15 protein-coding genes are annotated in these 13,723 nt (G+C 66.7%); 12 read left to right on the forward strand and 3 right to left on the reverse strand.

Translation table 11 applies throughout. The features are described 5' to 3' along the window. The first annotated feature begins 15 nt into the window (after nucleotides 1–15). The 6 genes from C6A86_RS10465 to trmD all read left to right on the forward strand — a co-directional run bounded on the left by C6A86_RS10465 (nucleotide 16) and on the right by trmD (nucleotide 3,806). Nucleotides 16–1,239 carry an osmoprotectant NAGGN system M42 family peptidase gene (locus tag C6A86_RS10465; protein WP_233213040.1) on the forward strand — a complete coding sequence of 408 codons (1,224 nt, stop codon included), beginning with the start codon at nucleotides 16–18 and terminating at the stop codon, nucleotides 1,237–1,239. A 15-nt stretch (nucleotides 1,240–1,254) separates the two neighbouring features. Next, nucleotides 1,255–1,674, forward strand: coding sequence for a nuclear transport factor 2 family protein (locus C6A86_RS10470; RefSeq protein WP_105363809.1), 420 nt, complete (start codon nucleotides 1,255–1,257; stop codon nucleotides 1,672–1,674). A 168-nt stretch (nucleotides 1,675–1,842) separates the two neighbouring features. Further along, complete coding sequence (rpsP, locus tag C6A86_RS10475; RefSeq protein WP_105363810.1) at nucleotides 1,843–2,322, forward strand: 30S ribosomal protein S16; 480 nt, start codon at nucleotides 1,843–1,845, stop codon at nucleotides 2,320–2,322. Beyond that, a complete protein-coding gene (locus C6A86_RS10480; protein ID WP_056548932.1) occupies nucleotides 2,319–2,561 on the forward strand; it encodes an RNA-binding protein in 243 nt (80 codons plus the stop codon). Before rpsP ends, C6A86_RS10480 begins: the two co-directional genes overlap by 4 nt. 35 nt (nucleotides 2,562–2,596) lie before the next feature. Then, complete coding sequence (rimM, locus tag C6A86_RS10485; RefSeq protein WP_105363811.1) at nucleotides 2,597–3,124, forward strand: ribosome maturation factor RimM; 528 nt, start codon at nucleotides 2,597–2,599, stop codon at nucleotides 3,122–3,124. Nucleotides 3,125–3,131: 7 nt separating this feature from the next. Then, entirely contained in the window at nucleotides 3,132–3,806 is a 675-nt protein-coding gene (trmD, locus tag C6A86_RS10490; RefSeq protein WP_105363812.1) for a tRNA (guanosine(37)-N1)-methyltransferase TrmD, read from the forward strand. A 34-nt stretch (nucleotides 3,807–3,840) separates the two neighbouring features. Here the strand turns inward: trmD and C6A86_RS10495 are convergent, their stop codons facing one another. Continuing rightward, the gene (locus C6A86_RS10495) at nucleotides 3,841–4,776 is read right to left on the reverse strand and encodes a serine hydrolase (RefSeq protein WP_105363813.1); all 936 of its coding nucleotides are present in this window, start codon (nucleotides 4,774–4,776) and stop codon (nucleotides 3,841–3,843) included. Nucleotides 4,777–5,090: 314 nt separating this feature from the next. Between C6A86_RS10495 and rplS the strand changes: the two genes are divergently transcribed. The 4 genes from rplS (at nucleotide 5,091) to C6A86_RS10515 (ending at nucleotide 7,393) form a co-directional block, all read left to right on the forward strand. Then, the gene (rplS, locus tag C6A86_RS10500; RefSeq protein ID WP_057166382.1) at nucleotides 5,091–5,432 is read left to right on the forward strand and encodes a 50S ribosomal protein L19; all 342 of its coding nucleotides are present in this window, start codon (nucleotides 5,091–5,093) and stop codon (nucleotides 5,430–5,432) included. Nucleotides 5,433–5,517: 85 nt separating this feature from the next. Then, nucleotides 5,518–6,345 carry a signal peptidase I gene (gene lepB, locus C6A86_RS10505; RefSeq protein WP_199196231.1) on the forward strand — a complete coding sequence of 276 codons (828 nt, stop codon included), beginning with the start codon at nucleotides 5,518–5,520 and terminating at the stop codon, nucleotides 6,343–6,345. A gap of 11 nt (nucleotides 6,346–6,356) precedes the next feature. Beyond that, a complete protein-coding gene (locus C6A86_RS10510; protein ID WP_105363814.1) occupies nucleotides 6,357–7,091 on the forward strand; it encodes a ribonuclease HII in 735 nt (244 codons plus the stop codon). Then, the gene (locus C6A86_RS10515) at nucleotides 7,088–7,393 is read left to right on the forward strand and encodes a DUF2469 domain-containing protein (protein WP_019511324.1); all 306 of its coding nucleotides are present in this window, start codon (nucleotides 7,088–7,090) and stop codon (nucleotides 7,391–7,393) included. The genes C6A86_RS10510 and C6A86_RS10515 overlap by 4 nt, the downstream gene beginning before the upstream one ends. A gap of 19 nt (nucleotides 7,394–7,412) precedes the next feature. Here the strand turns inward: C6A86_RS10515 and C6A86_RS10520 are convergent, their stop codons facing one another. Next, nucleotides 7,413–9,368: a glycosyltransferase family 39 protein gene (locus C6A86_RS10520; protein WP_105363817.1), complete on the reverse strand. Its 1,956-nt coding sequence runs from the start codon at nucleotides 9,366–9,368 to the stop codon at nucleotides 7,413–7,415. Then, on the reverse strand, nucleotides 9,368–10,621 hold the full coding sequence (locus C6A86_RS10525) for a bifunctional glycosyltransferase family 2/GtrA family protein (protein ID WP_105363818.1): 1,254 nt from the start codon (nucleotides 10,619–10,621) through the stop codon (nucleotides 9,368–9,370). The genes C6A86_RS10520 and C6A86_RS10525 overlap by 1 nt, the downstream gene beginning before the upstream one ends. Nucleotides 10,622–11,280: 659 nt before the next feature. Here C6A86_RS10525 and C6A86_RS10530 point away from each other — a divergent pair. Beyond that, nucleotides 11,281–11,982 (forward strand): response regulator transcription factor, encoded by a 702-nt coding sequence (locus C6A86_RS10530; protein ID WP_311101220.1) that lies wholly within the window; start codon nucleotides 11,281–11,283, stop codon nucleotides 11,980–11,982. 28 nt (nucleotides 11,983–12,010) lie between these two features. Beyond that, nucleotides 12,011–13,675 carry a cell wall metabolism sensor histidine kinase WalK gene (locus tag C6A86_RS10535; RefSeq protein WP_233212951.1) on the forward strand — a complete coding sequence of 555 codons (1,665 nt, stop codon included), beginning with the start codon at nucleotides 12,011–12,013 and terminating at the stop codon, nucleotides 13,673–13,675. Nucleotides 13,676–13,723 lie beyond the last annotated feature (48 nt).

The following is a 13,723-nucleotide window of genomic DNA, read 5'->3' on the forward strand; positions in this document are numbered from 1 at the left end:
ACGCCCGCGCCGAGGATGCCGGATGCCGATCGCGACTGGATGGTCGACACCCTGTTGGCGTTGCTCCAGACGCCCAGCCCGTCCGGGCGCACCGACGCCGTCATGCAGCTGATCGGTGAGATGTTCACCGATCTCGGGGTGCCGTTCACCCTGACCCGCCGCGGTGCGCTCAACGCAGAACTGCCCGGCGATTCCGACACCGTCGAGCGGGCTGTCGTCGTACACGCCGACACCATCGGCTGCATGGTGCGTCGCCTCAAGGACAACGGCCGGCTCGAATTGATCCCGGTGGGCACGTTCTCCGCACGGTTCGCCACGGGGGCGCGGGTGCGGATCTTCACCGATGATCCCGACGAGTTCTTCACCGGCACCGTGATGCCGCTCAAGGCCTCCGGGCACGCCTTCGGCGACGAGATCGACACCCAGCCGACGCAGTGGGAGGACGTCGAGGTCCGCATCGACCGCAAGGTGTCCACAGCTGCGGACCTGGAGCGTCTCGGATTCCAGGTCGGCGACTTCGTCGCGCTGATCACCAGTCCCGAACTCACCGAGGACGGTTTCATCGTCTCGCGGCACCTGGACGGCAAGGCCGGTGTCGCGGTGGCCCTGGCCCTGGCCCGCGATGTGATGACGCAACGCATCAGGCTGCCGCATCGCACCACCATCATGGTGACCATCACCGAGGAGGTCGGCCACGGCGCCAGCCACGGCCTGCCACCGGACGTCGCCGAGCTGGTGTCCGTCGACAACGCGGTGTGCGCGCCGGGTCAGCACTCCATCGAAGACGGCGCGACCATCCCGATGGCAGATCTGCACGGGCCGTTCGACTATCACCTGACCCGCAAGCTGTGCCGGCTGGCCGACGAACGCGGTATCCCGTACGCACGCGACGTGTTCCGCTACTACCGTTCGGATGCGGCGGCGGCCATCGAAGCGGGCGCGGCCACCCGGGCGGCGCTGGTCGGGTTCGGCCTGGACGGCAGTCACGGTTGGGAACGTACCCACATCGAGTCGCTGGAGGCGGTCTACAACCTGCTGCACGCGTGGTTGCGGACACCGCTGACCTTCGCCAAATGGGATGCGCACGCCGAGGGCGAGCTGCGCGACTTCCCGTCGTCGAAGCAGCCGGCGCCCACCGAGCAGTGGGTGCCGCTGTCCCGCGGCGAGCACGCCGAGCCCGGCGAATGGTCCGGGGAGCACTGGCCTCCTGCCGAGGGTCCGGTCGGTCCGCCGACGTAGTGGTTCAATCAAGGCGTGCTGAGCATCGAAGAGATCTCCGACCGCCTGGAAATCCAGCAGCTGCTGGTCGACTACTCCACCGCCATCGACGCGCGGCGCTTCGATGATCTGGACCGGGTGTTCACCCCGGACGCCTATATCGACTACCGCGCCATGGGCGGGGTGGACGGGCGCTACCCGGAGGTGAAGGCCTGGCTGGCCCAGGTGCTGCCGAACTTCCCGGCCTATGCCCACATGCTCGGCAACTTCGACGTGAAGATCGACGGTGACAGCGCGACCTCGCGCACGCTGTGCTTCAACCCGATGGTGCTTGGCGGCGACGAGAAACAGGTCCTGTTCTGCGGGCTCTGGTATGACGACGAGTTCGTCCGCACCGCCGACGGCTGGCGGATGACCCGGCGCGTCGAAGAGAAGTGCTTCGACCGGGTGGTCTGACCGGGATTTGGGGCGATAACCCCTGCTCTGGCACAATGGGCGGCTGTCCCGCGCGCGACACGTTAGATGAGCCGCGCGCCGGTCACACACGTAAGGCAAAACCGGACCGGGCAACCCGCCCGAGTCGCTGAATTGCAAGCGTGGCAATCACAGGAGAACCGCTTCACCATGGCTGTCAAGATCAAACTCGCCCGCTTCGGCAAGATCCGCAACCCCCAGTACCGCATCTCGGTCGCCGACGCGCGCAACCGCCGCGACGGACGCGCCATCGAGGTCATCGGCAAGTACCAGCCGAAAGAAGAGCCCAGCCTGATCGAGATCGACTCGGAGCGCGTGCAGTACTGGCTGAGCGTCGGTGCCCAGCCCACCGAGCCCGTGTTGGCACTGCTGAAGATCACCGGTGACTGGCAGAAGTTCAAGGGTCTGCCGGGCGCCGAGGGCACCCTGCGGGTCAAGGAGCCCAAGCCGTCCAAGCTGGACCTGTTCAACGCCGCGCTGGCCGCCGCCGACAATGCGCCCACCGGTGAGGCCACCCAGCTCAAGAAGAAGAAGGCCCCGGCCAAGAAGGCCGAAGAGGCTGAGACCACCGAGGCCGCCGAGGCCGAGGCTCCGGCCGCAGAGCCCGCCGCAGAGCCCGCCGCAGAATGAGCACCGTCGTCGTCGACGCCGTCGAACACCTCGTTCGCGGGATCGTCGACAACCCCGACGACGTGCGGGTCGACCTGGTGACCAACCGGCGTGGCCGCACCGTCGAGGTGCACGTACATCCCGATGACCTGGGCAAGGTCATCGGCCGCGGCGGACGTACCGCAACTGCGCTGCGCACACTGGTCGCCGGTATCGGCGGCCGCGGGATCCGCGTCGACGTGGTGGACACCGACCAGTAGTACGGCGGGCAGAGCGAAGCGACCGGGGAGTACGGATGGAGCTGGTCATCGGGCGGATCGCCAAGGCCCACGGCGTCACCGGCGAGGTCGTCGTCGACGTCCGCACCGATGACCCGGAGGCCCGGTTCGCCCGCGGTTCGGTGCTCCGCGGGCGTAAGCCCCGCGGGGGACCGGAGCGCAGTTTCGTCATCGACACGGTCCGCGAGCACGGTGGCCGACTGCTGGTGCGCCTCAACGGGATCGGCGATCGCAATGCCGCCGACGAACTGCGCGGCACACTGTTCCTCGTCGAATCCGGGGACCTGCCACCCATCGAGGACCCCGACGAGTTCTACGACCACCAACTCGAGGGCCTGGCCGTGCGCACTGTCGCCGGTGAGGCCGTCGGCACGGTGACCGAGGTGCTGCACACCGCGGCCGGGGAACTGCTGTCGATCAAGAGGCCCGAGGGCACCGAACTGCTGGTGCCGTTCGTCAGTGCCATCGTCACCGCCGTGTCACTGGCCGAGGGCACCGTGGACATCGATCCGCCCGAGGGTCTGCTCAACCTCGAAGATCTGTAGGGACCGCATGCGGATCGACGTCGTCACGATTTTCCCCGCCTATCTCGACGCGCTGCAGCAGGCATTGCCGGGCAAGGCGATTGCGTCCGGCATCGTGGCACTCGGTGTGCACGATCTGCGTGAGTGGACCCACGATGTGCACCGGTCGGTGGACGATTCGCCATACGGTGGCGGCCCCGGCATGGTCATGAAGGCCCCGGTGTGGGGTGCAGCCCTCGACGACATCTGTTCGGCGGACACACTTCTGGTGGTGCCGACACCGGCGGGCCGCCCGTTCACGCAGGCCACGGCACACCGGTGGAGCACCGAGGCGCATCTGGTGTTCGCGTGCGGACGCTATGAGGGCATCGACCAACGGGTCGCCGATGACGCGGCGCGACGGATGCGGGTCGAAGAGGTGTCCATCGGTGACTACGTGCTCGCCGGCGGTGAATCGGCGGTCCTGGTGATGGTCGAGGCCGTGGTGCGTCTGTTGCCCGAGGTGCTCGGCAATCCCGCATCGCATCAAGACGATTCGCACTCGAATGGTTTGTTGGAAGGCCCCAGCTACACCCGGCCGCCGGTGTGGCGAGACCTGGAGGTGCCACCGGTGCTGCTGTCCGGGGACCACGCCAAGATCGATGCCTGGCGCCACGAGCAGTCGCTGCAGCGCACCCGTGATCGCAGACCCGACCTGCTCTAGTTTTTCGGCGGGCTGAAGCGAAGCGACCCGGGAATTAGATCCGGCCGCCGGGGAAGATCGTCTGCACCGCTTCGGTGATGGTCCGTCGCGCCTCCTCAGCGCCGGCCGGCTGCATCGAACTGATGGCCATCACATAGCGCCGCTCCGGACCGACCACACCGGTGGACAGGTGCATCCAGTCCGCACCGATGCAGCACATCCAGCCCTGTTTGACCGCGACCGGTTCGGCGAACAGACCTTCCGGGATGCCGAACCGCTGCGGGTAGACACCGCCGGGCACCATGCCGTCGGGTGCCGTGGGTGTCGACTGCGCCAGGTTGGACAGGATGATGCTGGCCCGCTCCGACGGCAGCCCGCCGGTACCCGCCAACAGCATGTCGTAATAGCGCACCAGGTCGGTCACCGTGCTGATGGTGTTGAACCAGCGACCGTTGGCGCGCGTCGAGCCCAGCCCGTAGCGCTGGACGACCCGGTCGATGATCGCGCTGCCGCCGCTGCGGTTCCAGAACACCTCGGCGGCGCTGTCATCGGAGGACCGCAACATCACGTCGAGCATGGTGCGGTCCTCGGGGCTCAGCGTGGTGTCCCCGTTGGCCTCCTGGAGCAGCAGGTCGTCGGCGATGAAGAGCTTGACCACCGAGGCGATCGCGATGGCGTTGTTGCGGCCGTTGGTCACGAGCTGGCCGGTGTTGCGGTCCAGCACTGCCACGGTGATATCGGCCCCGGCCTCGGCGGCGTCGGCGGTGGCCTGCACCTCGCGGTTCTTCAGCCCCTCGAATGTTCCGGTCGGCCTCTCCGGCGGCGCTTCGGGTAGGGGCGCGGAGGAGCCCAGCGGTGCGACCACGGTGAGTCCTGGCGCGGTGGGCGGTGGCGGCGGGCTGCCGTACACCTGCGCTTCGCACCCGGAAATCGTGGCAGCCCCACACACAGCTGCCACGGCCACCGCCAGAAACGTCGACGGCCGCGGCATGCGTTCCTCCAGGGGATGGTGAGGGGGCGGGGAATCCCGGCCACGATGTCGGAACGTCTACCCCGGATACGGGTAGCGTAACCACCGTCGGCTACCCGCGCGCGCCCCGGGAGGGCGCGGCGTTCGGTGACCGGCCCGGTGCTCAAGGCGACGATTTCGCCTCGTGCGCCGCGTCTGGCACAATTGAGCAGTTGTCTGCGCAGGTTCACCCCTGCTGCGGAGACGAACACGTCAGATCCGCCCGAATACGTCGGTTCGGCCGCGCGTAACCGCGCAGCCCATGAAGAGCCGCCAACAGCAAGGAAGAGTCACCGATGAACACGCTTGACTTCGTCGACAAGGCGTCGCTGCGCGACGACATCCCGGCATTCGGCCCCGGCGACACCGTCAACGTGCACGTCAAGGTCATCGAGGGCTCCAAGGAGCGCATCCAGGTCTTCAAGGGTGTCGTGCTGCGCCGCCAGAACGGTGGGATCAGCGAGACCTTCACCGTCCGCAAGGAGAGCTACGGCGTGGGCGTCGAGCGGACCTTCCCGGTGCACTCGCCCAACATCGACCACATCGACGTCGTGACCCGCGGCGACGTGCGTCGCGCCAAGCTGTACTACCTGCGCGATCTGCGTGGCAAGAAGGCGAAGATCAAGGAGAAGCGCTGACGCTGATCGTGTCAGGTGCGCGCACCACGACACGCTCGCTCAGGCTGTCAGGCTGGTCCCCAGCCTCGCTGGCTACCCTGATGCCGTGACCGACGAAGCCGAGGACGCCGCTTCCGCTGAGACCGCCGAATCCGCCACCGGATCGGACACGGAAGCGGAGCAGGAGCCGAAGAAGAAGCACGGCGCGCTGCGCGAGGGCGCCATCCTGGTCACCATCGCGCTGGTTCTCTATTACGTGATGCTGACCTTTGTGGCGCGTCCATACCTGATTCCCTCGGAATCGATGGAGCCCACGCTGCACGGCTGCCCGGGCTGCGTCGGTGACCGGATCATGGTGGACAAGCTCACCTACCGGTTCACCGAGCCCGAACCCGGTGACGTTGTCGTCTTCAAGGGCCCGCCGAACTGGAACATCGGCTACAAGTCGATCCGTTCGGACAACCCGGCGATCAAGGTGGTCCAGGACGCGCTGTCCTTCGTCGGGTTCGTGCCGCCCGACGAGAACGACCTCGTCAAGCGGGTCATCGCGGTGGGCGGACAGACGGTGCAGTGCCGCGCCGACACCGGCCTGACCGTCGACGGCAAGAAGCTCGTCGAACCGTATTTGGACTCGGTCACCATGAACGCCGACGCCGAGGTCTATCCCTGCCTGGGCAACGAGTTCGGACCGGTCAAGGTGCCGGAGAACAAGCTGTGGGTGATGGGCGACAACCGGACCCACTCCGCCGACTCGCGGTCGCGCTGCTCCAATCTGCCCGGCGACGCCCGGCGTGGCCTCATCTGCACCGGTGACCCGGAGGCCGGCACCGTTCCCGTCGACAATGTGATCGGCAAGGCGCGCTTCATCGCCTGGCCGCCGTCGCGGTGGGGTGGCGTGAGCAGTACCAATCCGCAGACGGCATCGGCCGATTAGGAGTTCCGGCGTTGCCGGCGAGTTGGCCCCCCAGAACAGTGATCCGCAGGTCCGGCCTGCGCACTCTGGAATCCGCGCTGTACCGCAACGGCCTCGGGCCGGTGGCCGGCGTCGATGAGGTCGGTCGCGGTGCGTGCGCTGGGCCACTGGTGGTGGCGTCCTGCGTGCTGGGTCCGAACCGCTTGACCAGCCTTGCCGCACTGGATGATTCGAAGAAGCTCAACGAGGCCGAGCGGGAACGGCTGTTCCCGCTGATCCGCCGGTACGCGCTGGCCTATCACGTGGTGTTCATTCCCTCGGTCGAGGTGGACCGCCGCGGGGTGCACCACGCGAACATCGAGGGGATGCGCAGAGCGGTGGCAGGACTGCCGTTGCGGCCCGGCTACGTGCTCTCCGACGGCTTCCGGGTACCGGGACTGCCGATGCCCTCGCTGCCGGTGATCGGCGGCGACGCCGCGGCGGCCTGCATCGCGGCCGCCAGCGTGCTGGCCAAGGTGAGCAGGGATCGACTGATGGTGGCGATGGAGACCGAACACCCCGGATACGGCTTCGCCGAGCACAAGGGCTACAGCACGCCCGTGCACATGTCGGCGCTGGCGGAACGGGGTCCCTGCAGCGAGCACCGCTATTCCTTTGCGAATGTGCGGCGGGTCGCGGGCTCGGGTGCGACAGCGCGCCGCTTGGATGGTTCCGCGGTGTGGGGAATGATGGAGACCAACCTAGACGAAGGACAGCAGAGCAGATGAGTGCCGAGGATCTCGAAAAGTACGAAACCGAGATGGAGCTCTCGCTGTACCGCGAGTACAAGGACATCGTCGGACAGTTCAGCTACGTGGTGGAGACCGAACGCCGCTTCTATCTGGCCAACAGCGTCGAGATGGTGCCGCGTAACGCCGACGGTGAGGTCTATTTCGAGCTGCGCCTGGCGGACGCCTGGGTGTGGGACATGTACCGCCCGGCCCGCTTCGTCAAGCAGGTCCGCGTCATCACCTTCAAGGACGTCAACATCGAAGAGGTGGAGAAGCCGGAACTGCGGCTGCCCGACTGAAGCGTGGACCGTCTGAAAACTAATTTCCGGCAACGGGTTTGGTCAGGTCGTACAGCGTCACACCGTCGACGGTCACCGGTGCGAAGCTCTGCTTGACCCACTCCTTGATGCGTTCGGCTTCCGTCGAGCGGTTCACTCCGGGCGGCGTGAGCGGCTTGCCGGAGTCGCCCGTGTTCCTGGGCATGCCCAGGCCCGTCGATTCGATGTAGTAGTGCACACGGCCGTCGGCGACGTGATCCTGGAACTGCTCCAGCGTGGGAGCCGGGTCCGCGGACCCGAACCCGCCGAGCGCCATCACCGGCAGGCCGGTGGCCAGCTGGTAATAGCCGGCTTCGGTGGAGCCCGGCATCGCGGCGATCCAGGTGAAACGCTCACTGTCGGCCGACAGCGTGGCGGCCACCTCGGCAGAGACCTCGTTGGTGGTGTCCATCGGCCCGCCGCCGGGGCCGGGCATGCCGGGCAAGCCCTGTCCGGGCACCTGCGGGCCCGCCGTCACCACACCGCCGGTATGGGACGTGCTGATGGTCTGTATCGAATAGGACAGCGGACCCGCGAGGGCCACGGCCAGTGCGGTACCGGCAGCAACGGACTGGATTCGCGGGCGGCGCAGCGTCGGTAGAGCGGTGATCGCCAGAGCTGTCGCAGCAAGGATCGCCGCAGCCAGCACAACCCAGCGCAGCCAGCCGACAAAGTCAGGCGTGCGGGTGAGCAGTACCCAGGACCATGCTCCGGTTACCGCGACGGTTGCCGCGAGTGTCATTGCAGCCCAGGTATTTTCCCGGCGATTCCACAGATCGACAGCACCGATTCCCACCAGGGCGGCAACGGCCGGTGCCAGCGCAACGGTGTAGTAGTCGTGAAACAGCCCGGACATGAAGCTGAACACACCTGCGGTACCGATCAGCCAGCCACCCCACACCAGATACTGTGCGCGATGCGCATCGGTGCGCGGCCGGCGCCAGGCCACGATCAGGCCGACGGCCAGCACGATGAGGGCGGCCGGCAGCAACCAGGAGATCTGAGCGCCCGACTCCCCGGTGAACATCCGGGTGATACCGGGGTTCCCGAACGGGCTGAAACCACCACTGTCCATCTCGGGTGTGGGTCCGGCGCCACCCCCGGGGGTGTTGCTGTCTCCGCCCATGAGGCGGCCCAATCCGTTGTAGCCGAGGGTCAGATCGAGAAAGCTGTTGTTTTCTGATCCACCGATATAGGGACGGCTGTCGGCGGGCCAGAGTTCGACGAGCAGCACCCACCATCCTGCCGTGACGACCATCGCGCCCAGCCCCGCGATCAACTGCGCGAACCGGATACGCAGCCGTGGCGTACCGGCGATCAGATAGGTCAGGGCCAGCCCCGGTATGACGAGCAGGATCTGTAGCTGTTTGGTCAAGAAGCCCACACCGAGCAGTGCGCCGCACAGCACCAACCAGCGAGTGCGACCGTCGGAGACGGCGCGCAGCAGCGCCCAGGCCGCGACGATCATCACAAAGACCAGCAGTGCATCGGGATTGTTGTAGCGGAACATCAAGGTGGCTACGGGTGTGAGTGCCAGGGCCGCACCCGCGATCAGTCCTGCCGCGGGACCGAACTGCTTCTTGATGATGATGTAGAGCAGTGCGACGGACGCCACCCCGAGAAGGACCTGGGGAAGCTGGATCGACCAGGAGCTGACGCCGAAGATCCGGGCGGAGATCTGCATCGGCCATAGCGAGGCGGGTGGTTTGTCGACGGTGATCGCGTTCGCGGCGTCGGAGGATCCGAAGAGGAACGCTTTCCAACTCTCGGTGCCGGCCTGCACCGCGGCGGAGTAGAAAGCGTTGGCCCACCCGTTGCGGCTCAGGCCGATGCACCAGAACACCGCGGTGGCCGCGAGCAGAGCGGCCAGCGCGGGTCGTGCCCACCGCGGATCTGATGGTGGCTCAACGGTATGAGCAGGGATCTCTGCGTGTGTGGTGTCCGCGGAGGCGGGCATCATGCTCCTCGGTTCGGGTGGAACACCCAGCCTCGCAGCAGCGTGAAGCGCAGCGCGGTCGCGGTGAGGTTGGCGATGATCAGTACCGAGAGTTCCAGCCAGTGTGGGGTGACGATGACCAGGCTGTGCGCCAGGGCCAGAGATCCACTGGTCAGCGCCAGCGCAAGGGCGAAGACGGTGAGCCCCTCGGCATGGTGGCGCAGCATGCCGTCCCGCCCTTGCACGCCGAACGTGAATCGGCGGTTGGCCGCGGTGTTTCCGACTGCCGTCACCAGCAGGGCGATCAGGTTTGCCGCCTGGGCGCCGGCGGTGGCGTGCAGCAGGGAGAAGATCGTCAGATACGCCAGCGTCGACGCCACCCCGACCGCGGCGAATCGGACACCTTGACGCATCAAGCTGCGTGGCGCGGCGGTGCGCCGGCCCGAACCGAGTTGGGCCGCGATATCGCGCACCGGGATCGAGCCATTGGCAAAGCCTTTCAGCATCCGGGCGATTCCCTTGAGATCCGCTGTCGCGGTGGCGACGATGTCGACGCGGCTGTCGGGGTCATCGACCCAGTCCACCGGAACTTCGTGGATCCGCAGACCAGACCGTTCGGCCAGGACCAGCAACTCGGTGTCGAAGAACCATCCGGTATCGGCGACGTGCGGCAGCAGTGTGGCCGCCACATCCGCGCGGATGGCCTTGAATCCGCATTGTGCGTCGGAGAATTTGGCGGCAAGCGTCGAGCGCAGGATCAGGTTGTAGCAGCGCGAAATGACCTCGCGCTTGGCGCCGCGAACCACCCGTGAACTGCGGGCCAGTCGGGTACCGATGGCCAGGTCGGAGTGGCCCGAGATCAACGGGGCCAGCAGCGGCTGCAGGGCGGCCAAGTCGGTGGACAGATCGACATCCATGTACGCCAGCACCGGCGCATCCGAGGCAGACCACACGGTGTGCAGGGCACGTCCACGACCCTTCTGCTCCAACCGGATGACCCGGACTCCGTCCAGTTCATCGGCGAGTTCGGTTGCGATACGCGGGGTGTCGTCGATGCTGGCGTTGTCGGCAATCGTGATCCGCGTGCTGAACGGCAACGTCTCGGCCAGATACCGATGTAGGCGACGAATGGAAGCCGCCAGTGCGCCCTGCTCGTTGTACACCGGAACCACCACGTCGACCACCGGCACCCCACGGTCGCGGGCGTGAGCGCCGGCGTCGGGTCGGGTCACCGGCGTCGACACCGCGAGCCTGTCCACCACGTTCTGAGTCATGACCACATCGTGGGGCGCGGCCATGGGTGGACTCTGGGACCAACCTATGTGCTTGCTATGAGGCCCGCCGGGAGCGCGGAAGGGTGGCGCACCGGTTCACATTCGATTCCCAGAGCACGACTACGGTGCTCCCACGTCTGCGTCCTAGCGTCGAGATCGTCACTTCCGGTGACTCGTACAGAGGAGGAGATCCGTGGGAAACCAACGAAAGAAAGTGCTTGTGGCGGCAGGGTCCGCGGCCGTGTGCGGGGGTATCGCACTGGCTTCCGTCGGGTTCGGTGCGGGGGTGGCGAACGCTTTCCCCGCGCCTCCGCCGCCGGGACCGGGGCAGGGTCTGTGTCTGCCGCTGCTTCCTTGTGGAGGTCCACCGCCACCCCCGGCGCCGATGATGGGCCCGGGCCCCGGTGCAGGCCCGGGCGCGCTCCCGTTCGGGCCGGGCCCGAGGTTCTGACTGAGCAGCACTGCGCGGCGCGTGGGCCACGGTCCGCGCGCCGCGCTTCGGCATCGCCGCACTACCGGATCCGGTTCGGGTGCGCGGCAGACAAAGCTCGCCCACAGACTGTGCACAGGGCCCGGCTAAGGAGCTGTCACAGAATCGACAGGTGCACAACACCGGTGCGGCTGCCCATCGATCATTTTCGGTGGCGAACGCCGATCGCATAACCCACCCCGACGGATCCCCGATCGAAGTTCTCGTCGTCGACGACGAGCCGGCGCTCAGCGAGCTCGTCTCGATGGTGCTGCGGTATGAGGGCTGGGAGGTCGCCACGGCGTCCGACGGTGCGGCGGCGATCCATCGCGCGGCGGCGGTCTGCCCGGACGTGGTGGTACTGGACCTGATGTTGCCCGATATGAGCGGCCTGGACGTATTGCAGGAACTTCGTCGCATGAGACCCGAACTGCCCGTGCTCCTGCTGACCGCAAAAGACTCCGTGGAGGACCGAATCGCCGGACTGTCCGCGGGGGGAGATGACTACGTCACCAAGCCTTTCAGCGTCGAGGAGATGATCCTGCGACTGCGTGCCCTGGTGCGGCGATCTGGCCGTGGTGTGGTCGACGGAACCAGCCGCCTCGTCGTCGGCGATCTCGTCCTTGACGAAGACAGCCATGAGGTCACCCGCGCGGGGGAGGAGCTCTTCCTCACCGCCACGGAGTTCTCCGTTCTCCGGGTCCTGATGCGCAATCCGCGGCGGGTGCTCACCAAGTCTCAGATTCTGGAACATGTGTGGGACTACGACTTCGAAGGCCGTTCGAATGTGGTGGAGCTCTATATCTCGTATCTCCGAAAGAAGGTGGATGCGGCTCGGCCACCGATGATCCATACCGTTCGAGGCGTCGGGTATGTCCTCAAACCACGATAGGCCCAGTGGGCGCGACCGGGTCGTCCGGATGCTCAAGCCGAACACCTGGCCGTTGCGGATCCGGCTGGTCGCTGCGGTCGCAGTCCTGGGCGTCAGCCTGTGCATCGCCGTGAGTGCGGCGACACTGCTGGCACTGAGGACTTATCTCATCGGTCAACTCGATGCACAGGTGCTCGAAACGCAGTCGCGCTCGGTGATGTTCTACCAGATGGGCAGCGTGCCGTTTCTGCGCTTCTCCGGACCAGGGCCGCTCTTCCTGGACGGTCCGGGCCAGTCATCGGGAACGGTCGGCGCGGTCAAATCGGCGAACACCATCGCAGCGGCGGCGGTGAACACGGCAACCGGAAACCGGCAGGCACTGACTCCCGCTGCGGCTGATCAACTCAAGGATGTGCCGGACGAGCAGATGGTCAGCATCGATCTCGACGGGCTCGGTGATTACCGCCTGACCGCGTATCCGATCGAGGGCACCGATGTCGTCATCATCGCCGGCCTCTCCATGTCGGGGGTGCAAGCCACGCTCGCGTCCGCAGCCTGGATCATCGGTGGATCATCGTTGGTGGCATTGGTTGCCACCGTCGCTGCAGGCATGGTGATCATCCGCCGTCAGTTGGACCCGTTGTCGCGGATGTCGGTTGCCGCGCAACGTATTGCCGGCCTTCGGTTGGACCGGGGCGAGGTGCAGCTGCCGACGCCTCTGGAGCCGGTGAATCCTGCGACCGCCCACACCGAGGTCGGCCGGCTGGGCACCGCCTTCAACACGATGGTGGACAGGGTGGCCGAGGGACTGACGGCGCGTCACACCAGCGAAATGCGTATTCGCCAGTTTGTCGCCGATGCCAGCCATGAGTTGCGGACCCCGTTGGCGTCGATCAAGGGCTATACCGAGTTCGCAGAGCGCCTCGTCGGGGACGCCGATGAGCAGGGCGACCTCCACCATCGTGGGGACTTGGTGCACGCCCTGCGCAGGGTTCACGATGAGTCCCGACGGATGAGCCAACTCGTCGAAGACATGTTGTTGCTGGCCCGACTGGATACCGGTCGACCCGTTGCCACCGACGAGCTCGACGTATCCGACCTGGTGATCAATGCCGTCCACGACGCCCATATCGCAGGACCGGATCACCTGTGGACCTTGGATATTCCGCCCGAATCAGTAGGCCTGATCGGGGACCGGTCCCGTCTCTACCAGGCCGTCGCCAACCTGCTGTCGAACGCCCGCATCCACACTCCACCCGGGACGAAGATCGTCACCTCGTTGGTGTCGCACGTCGACCGATCGGTCACACTCACCGTCGCCGACGACGGCCCCGGAATACCCGAAGACCTGCTGCCCCACGTATTCGAACGCTTCGCTCGCGGTGACGGCTCCCGATCTCGAGACTCCGGCAGCACCGGGCTGGGGCTCGCGATCACGCGGGCGGTGATCAAGGCCCATCATGGCGGGATCGACGTCCGCAGCGACCGACATGGCACCCGCGTCACGGTGACACTCCCGGCAGGCGACTTTCAGGGCGTGCAGGCGGGCCGCGCCGTGTCTGCTCCATCCACGAGCGCCAGCCAGGACACCAACAATTGCTGTGCACGGCCGTTTCCCCCGCCGAACTGTGCGGAAATGCCCAGCCCCAAGATGAAGGCGAGCGTCGCTTCCACGGACACCGCGAGTCCGCCGTCTTGCTCGTCGGGGCCTTGATGGGCGGCCGCTGCACTCATCGACGAGGTGAGGAACCCGCGTACGAGC

The organism is Mycobacterium sp. ITM-2016-00316, assembly GCF_002968335.2.
Classification (GTDB): Bacteria; Actinomycetota; Actinomycetes; order Mycobacteriales; family Mycobacteriaceae; genus Mycobacterium.

What these genes read in the sequence shown, in the direction of transcription:
- C6A86_RS10465 (WP_233213040.1), top strand. Translation starts at nt 16, where the DNA reads ATGCCGGATGCCGATCGCGACTGGATGGTCGACACCCTGTTGGCGTTG.
- rpsP (WP_105363810.1), top strand. Translation starts at nt 1,843, where the DNA reads ATGGCTGTCAAGATCAAACTCGCCCGCTTCGGCAAGATCCGCAACCCC.
- C6A86_RS10480 (WP_056548932.1), top strand. Translation starts at nt 2,319, where the DNA reads ATGAGCACCGTCGTCGTCGACGCCGTCGAACACCTCGTTCGCGGGATC.
- rimM (WP_105363811.1), top strand. Translation starts at nt 2,597, where the DNA reads ATGGAGCTGGTCATCGGGCGGATCGCCAAGGCCCACGGCGTCACCGGC.
- trmD (WP_105363812.1), top strand. Translation starts at nt 3,132, where the DNA reads ATGCGGATCGACGTCGTCACGATTTTCCCCGCCTATCTCGACGCGCTG.
- C6A86_RS10495 (WP_105363813.1), bottom strand. Translation starts at nt 4,776, where the DNA reads ATGCCGCGGCCGTCGACGTTTCTGGCGGTGGCCGTGGCAGCTGTGTGT.
- rplS (WP_057166382.1), top strand. Translation starts at nt 5,091, where the DNA reads ATGAACACGCTTGACTTCGTCGACAAGGCGTCGCTGCGCGACGACATC.
- C6A86_RS10515 (WP_019511324.1), top strand. Translation starts at nt 7,088, where the DNA reads ATGAGTGCCGAGGATCTCGAAAAGTACGAAACCGAGATGGAGCTCTCG.
- C6A86_RS10520 (WP_105363817.1), bottom strand. Translation starts at nt 9,368, where the DNA reads ATGCCCGCCTCCGCGGACACCACACACGCAGAGATCCCTGCTCATACC.
- C6A86_RS10525 (WP_105363818.1), bottom strand. Translation starts at nt 10,621, where the DNA reads ATGACTCAGAACGTGGTGGACAGGCTCGCGGTGTCGACGCCGGTGACC.
- C6A86_RS10535 (WP_233212951.1), top strand. Translation starts at nt 12,011, where the DNA reads ATGCTCAAGCCGAACACCTGGCCGTTGCGGATCCGGCTGGTCGCTGCG.